We start from the raw sequence: 13,457 nt of genomic DNA on the forward strand, positions 1-13,457 counted from the left end.
TTGTACGCTGAGCAAATCGGATTAACGGTGGTTGAACCAGTTAAGCCAGCGCAGCGCCCAGGGACGTTGCGGACCGTCCGGCTGGTTGAACAGGCTAATGCGTTCCTGGATGGTATTAAGCAGGCAATCGCCCAGGCCATCCTCGGTACTCCAGATTTTACCGGTCAGCAGCGGTAGCGCTTCATCGGCACGGTCAATTGCCCAGATATGGAAATGACCCTGTTCAACCGCACTGACAACGGCCTGGCTGAGGCTGAGATGACGGACATTGCTGGCGGGAATAATCACACCCTGCTGACCTGTCAGTTCTCGCTGATGGCAGATATCAAAGAAGCCTTCGATTTTCTCGTTCAGTCCGCCCACCGGTTGTACGTTGCCGAACTGATCAACCGAGCCGGTCACCGCAATTTGCTGATTGATGGGCTGATTAGCCAGCGCGCTGATTAAGGCACAGAGTTCAGCCAGTGAAGCACTGTCACCATCCACCTCGGAGTAAGATTGCTCAAAGACCATTGAGGCCGAGAAGGGCAGTTGCTGATCGAGTTCCAGCTCGGCAATCAGGTAAGCCTGCATAATCATCATGCCTTTGGCATGAATATTACCGCCCAGCTCCGCTTTGCGCTCGATATCCATGAATTCGCCATCGCCGGGATGTACCACGCAGGTAATACGCGAGGGATCGCCCCAGGCACGGGGATGGCCAGGATATTCAACGACCGACAGGCCATTAATCTGACCAACCACTTCGCCTTCTGTTTCAATCAGAATCTGTCGCAGCAGGATCTCGTCACGCATCCGCTCATTGAGATAATTCTCGCGCCACAAACGCGCTTCCAGCGCATCACGCAGCGCTTCAGCGTTCAGTTCATCGCCCATCAGGGCCGATTCGCGCATCTGGCGTTGTAGCCAGCGGGGGCAGAGTGGCAGCGTTTCCTGATCGCCGCTGTAGCGGACGCCTTCTTTAATCAGTTCTGGCCAGAAGTCCGCTTCCGGCTGGGGCAGACCCGCCTGTTGCGCCAGTTCGATGTTCCAGCGACACCAGGCAAGCATGTCATCTTCATCCAGAATCTGAATATTCTCTTCAAATTCAGTATAGATGGCCATTTCGTGAGCTTCGGGATCCAGCTCCTGAAATTCTGCCAGCGCTTCCCGATCGCCACACAGGACCAGTTTCAGATTGAGGGGCAAGGGAGGAATCGAGACTGGCAGCGGCCGGCGTTCATCCTGAGATGTCCACTCAACATAACCCTGCTCAATACACTTTTTCAGGCGTAACCAGAGAATCGGTTGCGTCATCAGGCTACGCAGTGAAAGCAGCAGCGTGCCGCCATTAGCACGATGGATCAGGCCCGGTTCCAGCTGGATGCGATCTTTATACTGGCGCACGCAGCCAAACAACTGCTCCATCTCAGTCCATTCAGCAAAGTGAATACCACCCTGACTGGTGAATGGGCGTTGAGGATCGGAGGGGGGCTGGAGCGTGACGTTGTCGGCCATGATATGGTAATCACCGCCGAATAGAGTGGTACTGTCGGCCATAACCCGCTCTGCGGCCTGGGCAATGAATGTCAGATAATCGCGATTCTCCTGGCTACGAACCAGCAGTAACGGGAAACCCTGCGTCTGATGGTGTAAATGCGCCAGTGCATTCAGCAACCGGGGCTGTACCGTTGCCAGAGCATCAGTTTCTTCATCAGCAATTCGGGAGAAAACGGATTGGTATTGCGCGCTATCTGGCTGTAAGGTCTGCCACGTAAGTTGAGTGCTGGTCAAAATAATCGCATTTGTCTGTTTTAAGAAAAGCGAGATTATACAGGATTCACCCTTGTTAAGCACTGCAGACTTCCTGTTGAAGATGTGATGGTGACAGCATGTTTTTCGTTGCTGCATCCGGGAAAAAAGCTGTTATTCTTAGTTCGTTACGTGATCACGATGAGATTCCGATGAAATACCAGCAACTCGAAAATCTTGAATGTGGATGGAAGTGGAAATACCTGGTGAAAAAACATCGGGAAGGTGAACTGATCACGCGTCACCTTGAGTTAAGCGCGGCGCAGGCAGCAGTGGATAAGCTGCTGGCAATGGAAAATAATCCGGTTACAGTGAATGAATGGATCGCAGAACATATTCACGCTGATCTGGATAACCGACTGAAGCAGACCATCCGTGCCCGACGAAAACGCCATTTCAACGCTGAACATCAGCATACGCGAAAAAAATCGATAGACCTGGAGTATCTGGTCTGGCAGCGACTGGCAGGTCTGGCACAGCGGCGCGGCTGCACGCTCTCTGAAACGATTGTTCAGCTGATAGAAGATGCAGAACGTAAAGAGAAATATGCCACTCAGATGTCGAGCCTGAAGCAGGATTTGCAGGCGATTCTGGGTAACTCCGGTTCAGAGAGCGAATAATCGGAATCGGGCAGGGCAATCAGAGCCTTTATCTTTCAGTCCGGTTTTATTACCGGCATAAAAAAACCCCGCCTTAGCGGGGTTTTTTATTACGTATAAACTTAAGCCTGTGGCTGAGTTACAACGTCTTTGATACCTTTAACGTCGATTTCTACACGACGGTCCGGCGCCAGGCAGTCGATCAGGGCATTACGGCCTTTCACGCTGTCACAGGTGTTGCCGGTAACTGGGTTAGATTCACCCATGCCACGTGCAGAGATCTTGTTAGAAGGAATACCTTTAGATACCAGGTAATCTACGACTGACTGAGCACGTTTCTCAGACAGTTTCTGGTTGTACTGCTCTGAACCGATGCGATCGGTGAAGCCCAGTACGACAACGGAACCATCTTTAGGATCCATTGAGCTCAGCTGGCTGTACAGCTGATCCAGAGCCTGCTGGCCTTCTGGCTTCAGGGTAGATTTGTTGAAGGTGAACAGAACGTCAGACTTCAGAGTGAAACGCTTGGTTTCAACAACTGGAGCTGGTGCTGGAGCCGGAGCTGGCGCCGGAGCAGCGACGTCATCCTGACCGAAGCGGTATGAAACGCCTACGCTCAGCATGCCGTTGTCTGGACGCGTACCAACAGTCTGTGCATCACCGATGTTGTTAACCCACTGGTAATCCAGACGGGTAGCCCAGTTTTTGGTCAGCGCATATTCAACACCAACAGCAGCCAGCGGAGATACGCCGGTGTCGTGGTCGCTGATGCGGCCAGTAGTTGGGTTAGTCTGCGTTGAGTCTGCACGCCATACCATGCCGCCCAGACGAGTATACACGTCCAGATCGTCATAGATTGGGTAGCTCAGTTTAGCAGCCAGCTGAACGCCCTGTGCTTTGAATGCGCCGTTAGTCACGTTGCCTTTGTTAGGCATGCGACCCAGCCAGTCATAGCCCAGCTCGAAGCCCAGGTATGGATTTGCCTGGTAACCAACGAATGCACCTGCACCCAGCTGGCTTTCATGAGTTGGACCGTCATTGTTTTCGTAACCGTTACCGTAGTAACCAGTGTCGTGATACTGAGACCAGCCCAGTTTAGCACCGGTGTACCAGGTGTCATCTTTCGGAGCGGCCTGCGCTACGGTAGCGAAGCCAGCCAGTGCCACTGCAATTGCGATAGCTGTCTTTTTCATTTTGCGCCTCGTTATCATCCAAATAGGCAATGAGCAAAAAGGTTGCTCTTGGTTTAAATCCTTCGCCGGGTCAAAACGCTCGCTTATGACTCTACCGCAAAAAACGGAGGTTATTGAGCACCCTGGCGAGCTAAAGTCTACAACGAGATTGGAAACTTACAAGTATGATGTGAGGCGCTTATGTAAAAAAACAGCGATTTATACACAATTTCTAACAATTAGGCTGGTCTTATTGCCGCGGCAAAAAGCCCTAAAAACTTGCTAAACCATTGTCAACGCTCGAACTAACAGAATCAGTGGTTTAGCTGCGACAGATAAGAAAAATAGCTTGGGAAACTTCTGATTTTTACTTAATGAAACAAATCCGACTGAATTTTTATCGCAGTTTGCGGTCTGAGAGGCGCTTCTGATGTCCCGCTTGCACGCAAAATCAATCCTAACGCTTCACCCTCTGCCGCCGCATTTTCAAGTTGACGTCGTTCATCTTCGTCAAGATCGTAAGGAATCCATGCCAGAACGACACTGTAATTTCCTGTACGCAATGCTTTAACCATCGCTTCAACCGCATTCAGACGTTCAGAATCGGCGATATGCATACTTTTATCCAGTGGTAATCCTGATTCCTGCAGCCAGGTGCGATTCAGTTTATATGCCGGTGTTAACCACAACTGCCAGCGTGATTGCTGACTCAGCTGCTGCAATAAAGGCAACAGCAACATCTGCATCATACCGGGCTGTTCGCTGTAGCGTAACTCAGTAATTCCACCGCCCTGAGAGGCCGGAACGGAAGAGGACGCATAATGATGAGCATAGCGTGAATTATTAGGATGTTGTGTTCGCATAAGTTAATCACCAGCAGTGGACTGTATGAATATACAGTACTGTCATCCTGGATAAAGATCAACCCAAATTTCTGAAAACGCCTCGCAAAATCGCGACAAGATTAGTTGAAACGCTATTTATTCATTGAACCCGTTGACGCTTTTTTTTATCTTCTAATTACCTGATACCCAAGGTAATTTACGATATATTTCTTACATGGAGGTGGTGCAATGAAAAAGGTGAATCCGGTTGTAGAGCGCTCCAGAGCGCGCCTGGCCCCATTAGGAACAATAGAGTCGCGCACCCAGTTCGGAGGCTATGCCCTGGCTGTAGAAAGTGTGGTTTTTGCCTTAATTAATAAAGACGAACTCTATCTGCGTGCCAGTGAACCTCTGCGGGAATACCTTACAGATCGTCCGCTGCAACCCCTGATTTTTCGCAAGCGGGGCAAGCTGGTGAGTCTCAATTACTTTCGGGTCGATGAGGCGTTATGGCGCGACCCTGACCATCTGCTGGCGCTCTCTGCTGCCTCTTTAGAAACGGCGCAGCTGGAGTTGCAGGACCGACAATCCTCACCGCGGTTAAAAGATCTGCCAAATCTCAGCGTACGTATGGAGATGATGCTGTACGAGGCGGGCGTCATGAGCGTCAATCATCTCTACCAGATGGGGGCTAAACAGTGCTGGCTGAAGCTTAAAGCGATCAACCAGCACGTTGGGTTCCAGACATTACTTGCGCTGCAGGGGGCCATCACGGGCCACCATGCCGCCGCGCTGCCGCAGGCGACACGGGCGGAGCTGAATGCGTGGTTCCAGCGCACGCTTTTATCAAACCCCAATCTCAGAAGCGGCGAAGGCTAATCAGTGATTAGCGTGCGGCGCAGGCGAGCCACATCGGGCATTAATGCCACCAGCAGACCGAGTTGCTGGAGCACCAGCGGCGCACGCGTATCCGCATCTGCGGCCAGCTGGCTGATTCGCTGAGCCAGTTGATGGCGCATCGTTTCTACGTGCTCATCGCTGACAACTTCCGTCTGCAGCACATCCTCCACATAGCAAACCGTATCATCCAGCAATGTCAGCAGTTCGGGTGCGGTAATTTTATCGCGGTGAGCGCCCAGCGCAGAAATGTAACTCAGAAACGAATGGTTGGAGCAAAGCAGCTGAAAAGCCGAATCGCGCAGCTTCTGGCTGGTGCGACTTTCACTGCTCATGTTTGAGACCACCGACGCCAGTTCAGCATCCGCGTTATGCGCATCACGCCGTGCAATGCGATAGGCGAGACGGTTATCTTTGCCCTGATGATATTGCTCCATGATCGCGTCCAGATAGCGGCAATTCGCTTTCAGCGTTCGTTCTGCCACGGCAGGTAACTGACGAAAGCGCCAGTCAGGCCAGATAAACGCGACAGCCAGCCAGGCCAGGCCACAGCCCAGTAAGGTATCCACTACCCGCGGCAGGGCAACCTCAAACCCTTCGCCCAGCAGGTTAAAGCAGAGCAGCACCAGCAGAGTGATAAACAGCGTGGCCTGTGCATACTGCACCTGCCTGAAAGCGAAGAACAGTACGCCGGTAATCACTATCAGGATTAACTGACCTTCAATCGAAGGCACCAGCCATAAAACGGGCAGACCAATCGCAATCCCCGCCAGCGTTCCGCCGATGCGCAAGGCCAGTCGTCGCTGCGTTGCATTGTAGTTGGGCTGGCAGACAAACAGGCTGGTCAGCAAAATCCAGTAACCCCGTTCCAGCCCGGTTACCTGAATAAAACCATATCCAATACAGAGCACCACAGACATCCGAACCGCATGCCGGAACAGCGCCGATGCGGGCGAGAGGTGGCGGCTGAAACGCAGCCGGATATCACTCCAGCCACTCAATCCTTCGCGTGACAGCAGATTGTCACTGTGCTGAGGATCTTCACCGGCCAGCGTCTGTTCTGATTCGATCGAAGCAAGCTGTGCGTCGATGGCGCGCAGGTTGCGCAGCAGCCAGAAAAGAGCACGGGTATGCGTAGCGTCGGGGTCATGCTGCTCCAGACGTTCTATCGCTTTCTGTAATCGTTCAAATGCACGCTCAAAACGGCTGTCATGCACCCACCTTTGACGCATCAGAATGCAATGTGCCAGCTGGCGACAGGCCTGAGCCTGCATATTCAGCAGGCGCTGAAAGCGAAACAGAATTTCGTTGTAGCGCCAGTCGCCGCGCAGCAGATGATATTGCAGATGGGAAGAGCTGGCCCGTTCATGAATATCCTGCGCCACAAAGTAGTAGTGCAGACTACGGCGGGTGCCGCGCGACCCGCGATCGCCGCGCAGACGACTCTGCAGTGTGGTCTTGGTCAGATTAAGTTGCGCCACTAACTGGCTGTTGACCATCGCCGCATCGATAAACGCGGCATCATCCTGATCGCCTGCGTCGGGATCGAAAAGGTTCGCTTTGGCATCAAGGTAACGCGCCAGTTGTGAAAAACTCCCGGCCAGTTGCTCCTGCACCGGCCGGACCGGAAACATCAGATGGCCCAGTAATGTCAGCAGGTTGTACCACAGCGCGCCGACCAGCAGCAGCATCGGCTGCATATACCACTGGCTGAACAGTCCGATGCCGAGCATGGTATAGACCGCAATCAGCAGAGCACCAAAGGCGATAGTCGCGTAGCGCTGGCCAAGGGCGCCCAGCAGAATAAAGCCCCAGGTCGAGATTGCCAGCCCGATAATAAAGGCGAACGGATAAGGAAACAGTAACTCGACTGAAACCGAGGCGATGCAGAAGCAGAGCAGGGTAATCAGCAGATTCTTCAGGCGACCGGCCAGGCGATCATCGAGATCGGCCAGCGCAGCAGCGACCACTCCCAGGGTCAGAGGGATCGTCCACTCAATCTGATGCAGCCACCAGGGAATGGCGGCGCAGCCACTCAGTGCAAACAGGATCCGCAGCAGATAGCGCCACGTACTGTTAAACAGATATTTGCGCCAGCCTGGCACGGCATCCGACATCATATTAATAGCGGCGGGCATTGGCTTCGCGCGCGGCACGCGCCTCTTCCACCGACACCACCCTGCGGCCAACCGGCCAGAGCGCGATAGCGGCGATCTTAAAGTTCGCAATCCCTACCGGAATACCGATGATACTGATGCACTGCACAATCCCCACGGAGATATGCGAAAGGCAGAGCCACCAGCCGAAGAAAATCAGCCAGAAGATATTCAGAAAGGTGCCGCCGGTATTCAGAATATGACTCTTACTTTCCGGACGCAGCACATCAACATGCACCGCCTCGTTGCCAAACGGCAGCAGCGAGAGTTTGGTGATTTCCCAGCAGGAGCGGGTCAGCGGCAGGGTGAAAATCAGCACGATGCTGATTAACGTGGCAAACAGCCAGCTCAGGGTGGTGAAAAAACCGCCCAGAACAAAATTAAGAATATTTAAAACGGTGCGCATGATCTTCTTTTCCTTTTGCATTCCGCAAGATGTGACGCCAAGTTTAGCCTGTTTTAAGGCTGGAGCGCTAAGGGTCTGACAGGTAAACTCCCCCTAATCCTATTCTCTGACGTTGGTGTCGGCGTGGAACTGAAAGCAACCTCGATGGGCAAACGGCTTGCCCAGCATCCTTATAATCGTGTCCGTTTGATGGCGGCAGGCGTCGAAGTCAGCGGCGATAAGCATGAGTATCTGATCCCCTTTAACCAGTTACTGGATATCGCCTGCAAGCGCGGGCTGGTGTGGGGCGAGCTGGAGTTTTTGCTGGCCGATGAAAAAGTGGTCCGCCTGCATGGCACGGAATGGCAGGAAACGCAGCGCTTTCACCACTATCTGCTGCAGGCCTGGCAGAGCTGGAGTCTGGAGATGAGCGCAGTGTGCCGCGAGGTGCTGCAGGCGCTACGCGACGAAATCGAGGCGTTTGGCGCGCAGGATCGCTGGCTGAACCGCCACGAGTTGCAGGCGCTGAAAACCAACATCCTCAAACAGTTCGATGCATTGCCGATGCCGCTCTCCCGCTTAAAAGATTTTGCTGACTGCCGGGACAACTGGCAATTCTGTCAGCGCTGGCTGGAGCAGGGCGAAACGGCGTTGCGGCAGCGAAACCGTGACTGGACGGCCGCCATGCTCACCCGCTATCAGGATTTCTTTGCCAGCGTCGAGAGCACGCCACTCAATCAGTCGCAATGTGAGGCGGTGGTTAATGGCGAGAATTCTCTGCTGGTACTGGCAGGCGCGGGCAGCGGTAAAACCTCGGTGCTGGTGGCTCGTGCAGGCTGGTTAATGCAGCGCAAGCTGGCCAGCGCCGATCAAATCCTGTTACTGGCATTTGGCCGCCAGGCGGCTGAAGAGATGAACGCACGTATCCAGTCGCGGCTCTCCGCTGATGACATCCAGGCGCGGACTTTCCATTCTCTGGCGCTGCATATTATTCGTGAAGGCAGTAATAAGCAGCCGGTTATCAGCAAACTTGAGAGTGATGCCGATGCGCGTCGCACGCTGCTGATTCAGCAGTGGCGGCAGCAGTGTCATGAGAAGAAGGCGCAGGCAAACGGCTGGCGTCAGTGGCTGCGTGATGAACTGGAGTGGGAGTTGCCCGATGGGCCATTCTGGGAGGACGACAGGCTGGCAAACCGGCTGGCGTCACGGCTGGAGCGCTGGCTTGGTCTGATGCGCATGCATGGCGGTGCGCAGGCAGCGATGATCGCCGACGTGCCCGAAGAGATCCGCGATCTCTTCAGTAAGCGCATCAAACTGATGGCACCGTTGCTGAAAGCGTGGAAGAGCGCATTAAAAGAGGAGGGCGCGGTCGATTTTTCGGGTCTGATTCACCAGGCGATTTCCATTCTGGAAAAAGGACGGTTTATCAGTCCGTGGAAACACATTCTGGTGGATGAATTCCAGGATATTTCGCCTCAGCGTGCCGCGTTACTGAGCGCATTGCGCCAGCAGAATAAGCGTACCGCACTGTTTGCTGTTGGGGATGACTGGCAGGCCATCTACCGCTTTAGTGGGGCGGAGATGACGCTGACGACGGCATTCCATCACTATTTTGGTGAGGGAGACCGCTGCGTACTGGACACAACCTACCGTTTCAACGACCGCATCGGCGACATTGCCAACCGGTTTATACAACAGAATCCGCAGCAGCTGGCAAAACCGCTGAACAGCGTCACCAAAGGCAATAAAAAGTCGATTTCGCTGCTGGCGCAGGATCAGCTGGAAGCCTTGCTGAACAAACTCAGCGGTTACGCGAAGCCTGATGAGCGAATTCTGCTGCTGGCGCGTTATCACTATCTGCGGCCGGATTTACTGGATAAAGCCAGAACCCGCTGGCCGAAGCTTAATCTGGAATTTATGACGATTCATGCCAGCAAAGGTCAGCAGGCGGATTACGTCATTTTGCTGGGATTACAGCAGGGTAAAGAGGGCTTCCCGGCAGAAGCGCGCGAATCGATTATTGAACAGGGCTTATTACCGCAGCCAGAAGCGTTTCCTGATGCAGAAGAGCGCCGTCTGGCCTATGTGGCACTGACGCGCGCGCGTCAGCAGGTTTTTCTGATGTTCGATAAGGCAGCGCCGTCACCGTTTGTCGATCACTTCCGCGAGCTGGGTGTGCCGGTGCTGCGTAAAGCCTGAGTTACTTCAGACGATCGGCCAGATAGCGCTGATAGTCGGGGATCATAATCTCTACACTTTGCGCAAACAGTGGCGACTGAATGATAAAGTCAGCCGTGGAGCGGTTAGTGGCTACCGGGATATTCCATACGGTAGCCAGACGCAGCAGCGCTTTGACATCCGGATCGTGCGGCACTGCGTTGAGCGGATCCCAGAAAAAAATCAGTGCATCGATCTTCCCTTCCGAAATCAGCGCACCCACCTGCTGATCGCCGCCCATCGGGCCGCTCAGCATGGCTGTCACATTCAGACCCGTATCGCGATTGATCAGATTCCCGGTAGTGCCGGTGGCATAGAGGATGTGCGATTCCAGCGCGGGCTGGTTTTGTTTCACCCAGTCAAGCAGGGCGGCTTTGCAGTGGTCGTGGGCGACCAGCGCGATATGTTTTGTGGTGCCGAGGGTACGAACAGTCTGTTCCATAAAGGCGTCCTGGTAAGGCTCATGCGCAAGAAGAGAGAGCATGAGTGTACCTCTGGCCTTTCGACTCTATCAACTTGTACGTAGCATTTTGACCAGCGTCAGAAGCTGCTGACGCGTGGCTTCATCGAAGCGGTGAAACCAGCGGTGCAGCGAGGGCAGTTCGGCCTGAGTGGTCCAGTCCAGATCGGCGGTAAGCCGGACGGAAGAGGGCGTAGCAGAAGTGGTATTTGCAAACCGGGGCACAGAGGCAATCTGGCGGGTGCGATTATAATTCAGCATCGCTTTTTCCATATCTGCGGATGTGGTGACCGGCAGGTGGTCGCGCACGCTGGTAATCTCCGTGCCTTTTTCATCCACCAGCTGAAAGTTCAGGCTGCGGTCAAAATGATAACGCTCGCGTTTTGTCTCCAGCGCAGGCAACCGAATGGTGATGGTTTTGGCTACCGCGGTGAACGTGACGATCATCGGCACCGACTGATAAGCGATGACGTTCTCTTTCTGACCTTTGCGCTGCTGCTCTACCCGAAACAGAAACTGATGCTGACCGCGGTCCAGCTCCAGGCTGTCTGCGCCTTTGAGGAGGGAGCCTGAAATTTTTCGACCATCCAGCACCAGCAAATCGATCTGAGGATCGAGCTTTAATGTGATGGCAGAACAGGACGCCGAAACGAGGAGGGTAAGTAACCCCGTTACAGCCAGCGACAGCTTCATTTCAACTCCGGTAACTGAAGACACAAAGGATGGTGTGTAGCAAATTCTTACATTATGGCAGTTAATTTACATTTAAACATATTTATTCGTGCGCGGGTTCAATTAATTTCGCTTAGGGCTTACCCGCTAAAGGGCACGCCAATCTACACTCAACACTGGCCTGAAAGGAGATAAACATGAACGATCAGACAATTCGTGAGGTGCTGACGCGCACCCAACGTATCGCCTTAGTCGGAGCAAGCGATCGCCCCGAACGTCCCAGTTACGGTGTGATGAAATATCTGCTCGATCAGGGGTATGAGGTGATCCCGGTCAGCCCGAAACTGGCAGGGAAAACGCTGCTGGGGCAGCAGGGGTATGCCAGCCTGGCGGATGTACCGGGCAAGATTGATATGGTGGATGTGTTTCGCAATTCTGAAGCCGCGTGGGGCGTGGCCCAGGAGGCTATCGCCGTGGGGGCAAAAACATTATGGCTGCAGCTGGGTGTGATTAATGAGCAGGCGGCGGTACTGGCACAGGATGCGGGCATGACGGTGATTATGGATCGCTGCCCGAAGATTGAAATTCCGCGTCTGGGAATAACGCGTCAGAAATGATGAGTGTGGCGGCAGAGCGTGCCGCCACTAATTAGTGTCGCAGATGAGGTGCCTGTAATTGCTGACGTACCGATGCTGCCAGCTCATCCATTGAAGGCTGTTCAGGGTGTTCAATGCTGGTTTCGCCGGAAAGCTGAATCTCCGCAACATAGGTATGTACCTGATCGCCTTCCTCATCTTCCATTACCACATGATACCAGGGTGCGGTGCGCATTTTCTCTTCCGCGCCAACATCTTCAATTTTAGGCTCATCTAACGAGTATTCAGGATCGACATCGACGATAACGCCCAGTACGCCGGACAAACGATGACGAACCTGCTGACCAATACCAAATTTACTGGCAATCATTGTGACCTCCCAAAAAAAAGCTCTCTTACCAATATGGGGGCAGGAGCCGTTTTTTCAAGTCACATTACGCGGCAGGCGAAACCTTTCAGGTAGAGACCTTCCGGATAGCTGGCGATCACCGGATGATCCGCGGCCTGGCGGAACTGTTCGATAAACTGTACTTCACGGCCCGCATCCAGCGCGGCATCAGCGATGATCTTCTGGAACAGATCGGTGGCCATCAGACCGGAGCAGGAGAAGGTCATTAATACGCCGCCCGGATTCAGTAACTGAATGGCAAGCATATTGATGTCTTTATAGCCGCGACAGGCGCCCATCAACTGGCTTTTGTTTTCAACGAACTTTGGCGGATCCATAATAATCAGATCAAATTTCTCGCCACTGTCCCGGTAACGGCGCAGCAGTTTGAAAACATCATCACGCTCAAATTGCGCGCGTGAGAGATCCAGCTCATTGAGTTCAACGTTCTGACGGGCAACGTCCAGCGCCTCCTGTGAAGTATCCACGCTGATCACTTCTTTACAGCCACCCATCAGCGCAGAAACCGCGAATCCACCGGTGTAAGAGAAGCAGTTAAGGACGCGGGCATCCTGCGCGTAACGACGCGTGGCGAGACGGCTATCACGCTGATCAAGGTAATAGCCGGTTTTGTGACCGCCCTGGATATCCACCAGCAGCTTCATGCCATGTTCGGTAATCGGCAGCAGCGGCGGCGGCAGTTCACCGGTAACGGTGCCCTGAGTCAGCGCCAGCCCCTCTTTCTTACGAACGGCGACGTCAGAACGGTCATAGATGGCGCAGCCAGGGAAACAGTGCTGCAGGGCGGTGATGATCGCTGCACGCTGATATTCTGCGCCTGCTGAGAGCAGCTGCATCACTAAAAAGTTGCCAAAGCGGTCAATGGTGACGCCCGGTAAACCATCAGATTCACCGGCGATCAGGCGATAGCTGTCCAGAACATCGCGGGCCGCCAGCCATTCGCGCCACTGCTGTGCCTGTTCAAAACGGCGGACAAAGAAGGCGATATCGATGGATTCATCGGCCTGCCAGCTCCAGACGCGGGCGCGGATCTGCGACTCGGGTGAATAAGCGGCGCGAGCCAGCCATTTACCGTTGCTGTCACAAACGTCAATGGTTTCACCCAGTTGCGCTTTACCTTCCAGACGCGCAACGGCACCTGAAAAGACCCATGGATGGCGACGGAGCAGGGACTTTTCACGTCCCTTTGCGAGAATCAATCTGACTGTCATAGTTTGCTATGCTTACCTGAAAAAATGAGGCGCCATTGTCCGGTGGATAACGGGAAATTGCAACGAAC

At 53.7% G+C, this 13,457-nt stretch carries 13 protein-coding genes; 4 read left to right on the plus strand and 9 right to left on the minus strand.

All coding sequences use genetic code 11. From position 1 onward, the window contains the following. Nucleotides 1-21: 21 nt before the first annotated feature. Complete coding sequence (locus tag AC6I8B_RS06730; protein WP_050482636.1) at nucleotides 22-1,890, minus strand: AAA family ATPase; 1,869 nt, start codon at nucleotides 1,888-1,890, stop codon at nucleotides 22-24. 53 nt (nucleotides 1,891-1,943) lie between these two features. Here AC6I8B_RS06730 and matP point away from each other — a divergent pair, with 53 nt between their 5' ends. Then, entirely contained in the window at nucleotides 1,944-2,411 is a 468-nt protein-coding gene (gene matP / locus AC6I8B_RS06735; protein WP_138919647.1) for a macrodomain Ter protein MatP, read from the plus strand. Nucleotides 2,412-2,512: 101 nt separating this feature from the next. Here matP and ompA read toward each other — a convergent pair whose 3' ends face one another. After that, entirely contained in the window at nucleotides 2,513-3,583 is a 1,071-nt protein-coding gene (gene ompA / locus AC6I8B_RS06740) for a porin OmpA (RefSeq protein WP_010255028.1), read from the minus strand. A gap of 350 nt (nucleotides 3,584-3,933) precedes the next feature. Next, nucleotides 3,934-4,425 carry an SOS-induced cell division inhibitor SulA gene (sulA, locus tag AC6I8B_RS06745; RefSeq protein ID WP_010255031.1) on the minus strand — a complete coding sequence of 164 codons (492 nt, stop codon included), beginning with the start codon at nucleotides 4,423-4,425 and terminating at the stop codon, nucleotides 3,934-3,936. Nucleotides 4,426-4,635: 210 nt separating this feature from the next. Between sulA and AC6I8B_RS06750 the strand changes: the two genes are divergently transcribed. Then, nucleotides 4,636-5,265, plus strand: coding sequence for a TfoX/Sxy family DNA transformation protein (locus tag AC6I8B_RS06750; protein WP_022625925.1), 630 nt, complete (start codon nucleotides 4,636-4,638; stop codon nucleotides 5,263-5,265). On the opposite strand, the gene yccS is transcribed toward AC6I8B_RS06750, so the two are convergent. Both yccS and AC6I8B_RS06760 read right to left on the minus strand, forming a co-directional pair. Then, on the minus strand, nucleotides 5,262-7,421 hold the full coding sequence (gene yccS, locus AC6I8B_RS06755) for a YccS family putative transporter (protein ID WP_031592830.1): 2,160 nt from the start codon (nucleotides 7,419-7,421) through the stop codon (nucleotides 5,262-5,264). The two genes, AC6I8B_RS06750 and yccS, sit on opposite strands and share 4 nt — an antisense overlap. After that, nucleotides 7,405-7,845, minus strand: a complete 441-nt coding sequence (locus AC6I8B_RS06760) for a YccF domain-containing protein (protein WP_010669786.1) — start codon at nucleotides 7,843-7,845, stop codon at nucleotides 7,405-7,407. The genes yccS and AC6I8B_RS06760 overlap by 17 nt, the downstream gene beginning before the upstream one ends. A 123-nt stretch (nucleotides 7,846-7,968) precedes the next feature. Here AC6I8B_RS06760 and helD point away from each other — a divergent pair, with 123 nt between their 5' ends. Further along, a complete protein-coding gene (gene helD / locus AC6I8B_RS06765; RefSeq protein ID WP_427053094.1) occupies nucleotides 7,969-10,023 on the plus strand; it encodes a DNA helicase IV in 2,055 nt (684 codons plus the stop codon). A gap of 1 nt (nucleotide 10,024) precedes the next feature. On the opposite strand, the gene mgsA is transcribed toward helD, so the two are convergent. Together mgsA and AC6I8B_RS06775 are read right to left on the minus strand one after the other, a co-directional pair. After that, nucleotides 10,025-10,483: a methylglyoxal synthase gene (gene mgsA / locus AC6I8B_RS06770; protein WP_010246657.1), complete on the minus strand. Its 459-nt coding sequence runs from the start codon at nucleotides 10,481-10,483 to the stop codon at nucleotides 10,025-10,027. Between the two features lie 69 nt (nucleotides 10,484-10,552). After that, nucleotides 10,553-11,194, minus strand: a complete 642-nt coding sequence (locus AC6I8B_RS06775) for a YccT family protein (RefSeq protein ID WP_064704751.1) — start codon at nucleotides 11,192-11,194, stop codon at nucleotides 10,553-10,555. Nucleotides 11,195-11,370: 176 nt separating this feature from the next. On the opposite strand from AC6I8B_RS06775, the gene AC6I8B_RS06780 reads away from it, so the two are divergent. After that, nucleotides 11,371-11,790 (plus strand): CoA-binding protein, encoded by a 420-nt coding sequence (locus tag AC6I8B_RS06780; RefSeq protein ID WP_010669789.1) that lies wholly within the window; start codon nucleotides 11,371-11,373, stop codon nucleotides 11,788-11,790. Nucleotides 11,791-11,821: 31 nt separating this feature from the next. On the opposite strand, the gene hspQ is transcribed toward AC6I8B_RS06780, so the two are convergent. Next, the gene (gene hspQ, locus AC6I8B_RS06785; RefSeq protein ID WP_010246651.1) at nucleotides 11,822-12,139 is read right to left on the minus strand and encodes a heat shock protein HspQ; all 318 of its coding nucleotides are present in this window, start codon (nucleotides 12,137-12,139) and stop codon (nucleotides 11,822-11,824) included. A 59-nt stretch (nucleotides 12,140-12,198) separates the two neighbouring features. Next, nucleotides 12,199-13,389, minus strand: coding sequence for a 23S rRNA (cytosine(1962)-C(5))-methyltransferase RlmI (gene rlmI / locus AC6I8B_RS06790; RefSeq protein ID WP_245116733.1), 1,191 nt, complete (start codon nucleotides 13,387-13,389; stop codon nucleotides 12,199-12,201). Nucleotides 13,390-13,457 lie beyond the last annotated feature (68 nt).

This window comes from Pantoea sp. X-Soil-ISGK-285, assembly GCF_059730815.1.

Bases quoted from the DNA above. Each gene is read 5' to 3' on its own strand.
- rlmI (WP_245116733.1), bottom strand. From the start codon at position 13,389: ATGACAGTCAGATTGATTCTCGCAAAGGGACGTGAAAAGTCCCTGCTC.
- AC6I8B_RS06750 (WP_022625925.1), top strand. From the start codon at position 4,636: ATGAAAAAGGTGAATCCGGTTGTAGAGCGCTCCAGAGCGCGCCTGGCC.
- AC6I8B_RS06780 (WP_010669789.1), top strand. From the start codon at position 11,371: ATGAACGATCAGACAATTCGTGAGGTGCTGACGCGCACCCAACGTATC.
- sulA (WP_010255031.1), bottom strand. From the start codon at position 4,425: ATGCGAACACAACATCCTAATAATTCACGCTATGCTCATCATTATGCG.
- AC6I8B_RS06775 (WP_064704751.1), bottom strand. From the start codon at position 11,194: ATGAAGCTGTCGCTGGCTGTAACGGGGTTACTTACCCTCCTCGTTTCG.
- mgsA (WP_010246657.1), bottom strand. From the start codon at position 10,483: ATGGAACAGACTGTTCGTACCCTCGGCACCACAAAACATATCGCGCTG.
- hspQ (WP_010246651.1), bottom strand. From the start codon at position 12,139: ATGATTGCCAGTAAATTTGGTATTGGTCAGCAGGTTCGTCATCGTTTG.
- matP (WP_138919647.1), top strand. From the start codon at position 1,944: ATGAAATACCAGCAACTCGAAAATCTTGAATGTGGATGGAAGTGGAAA.
- AC6I8B_RS06730 (WP_050482636.1), bottom strand. From the start codon at position 1,890: ATGCAGCAACGAAAAACATGCTGTCACCATCACATCTTCAACAGGAAG.
- ompA (WP_010255028.1), bottom strand. From the start codon at position 3,583: ATGAAAAAGACAGCTATCGCAATTGCAGTGGCACTGGCTGGCTTCGCT.
- yccS (WP_031592830.1), bottom strand. From the start codon at position 7,421: ATGCCCGCCGCTATTAATATGATGTCGGATGCCGTGCCAGGCTGGCGC.
- AC6I8B_RS06760 (WP_010669786.1), bottom strand. From the start codon at position 7,845: ATGCGCACCGTTTTAAATATTCTTAATTTTGTTCTGGGCGGTTTTTTC.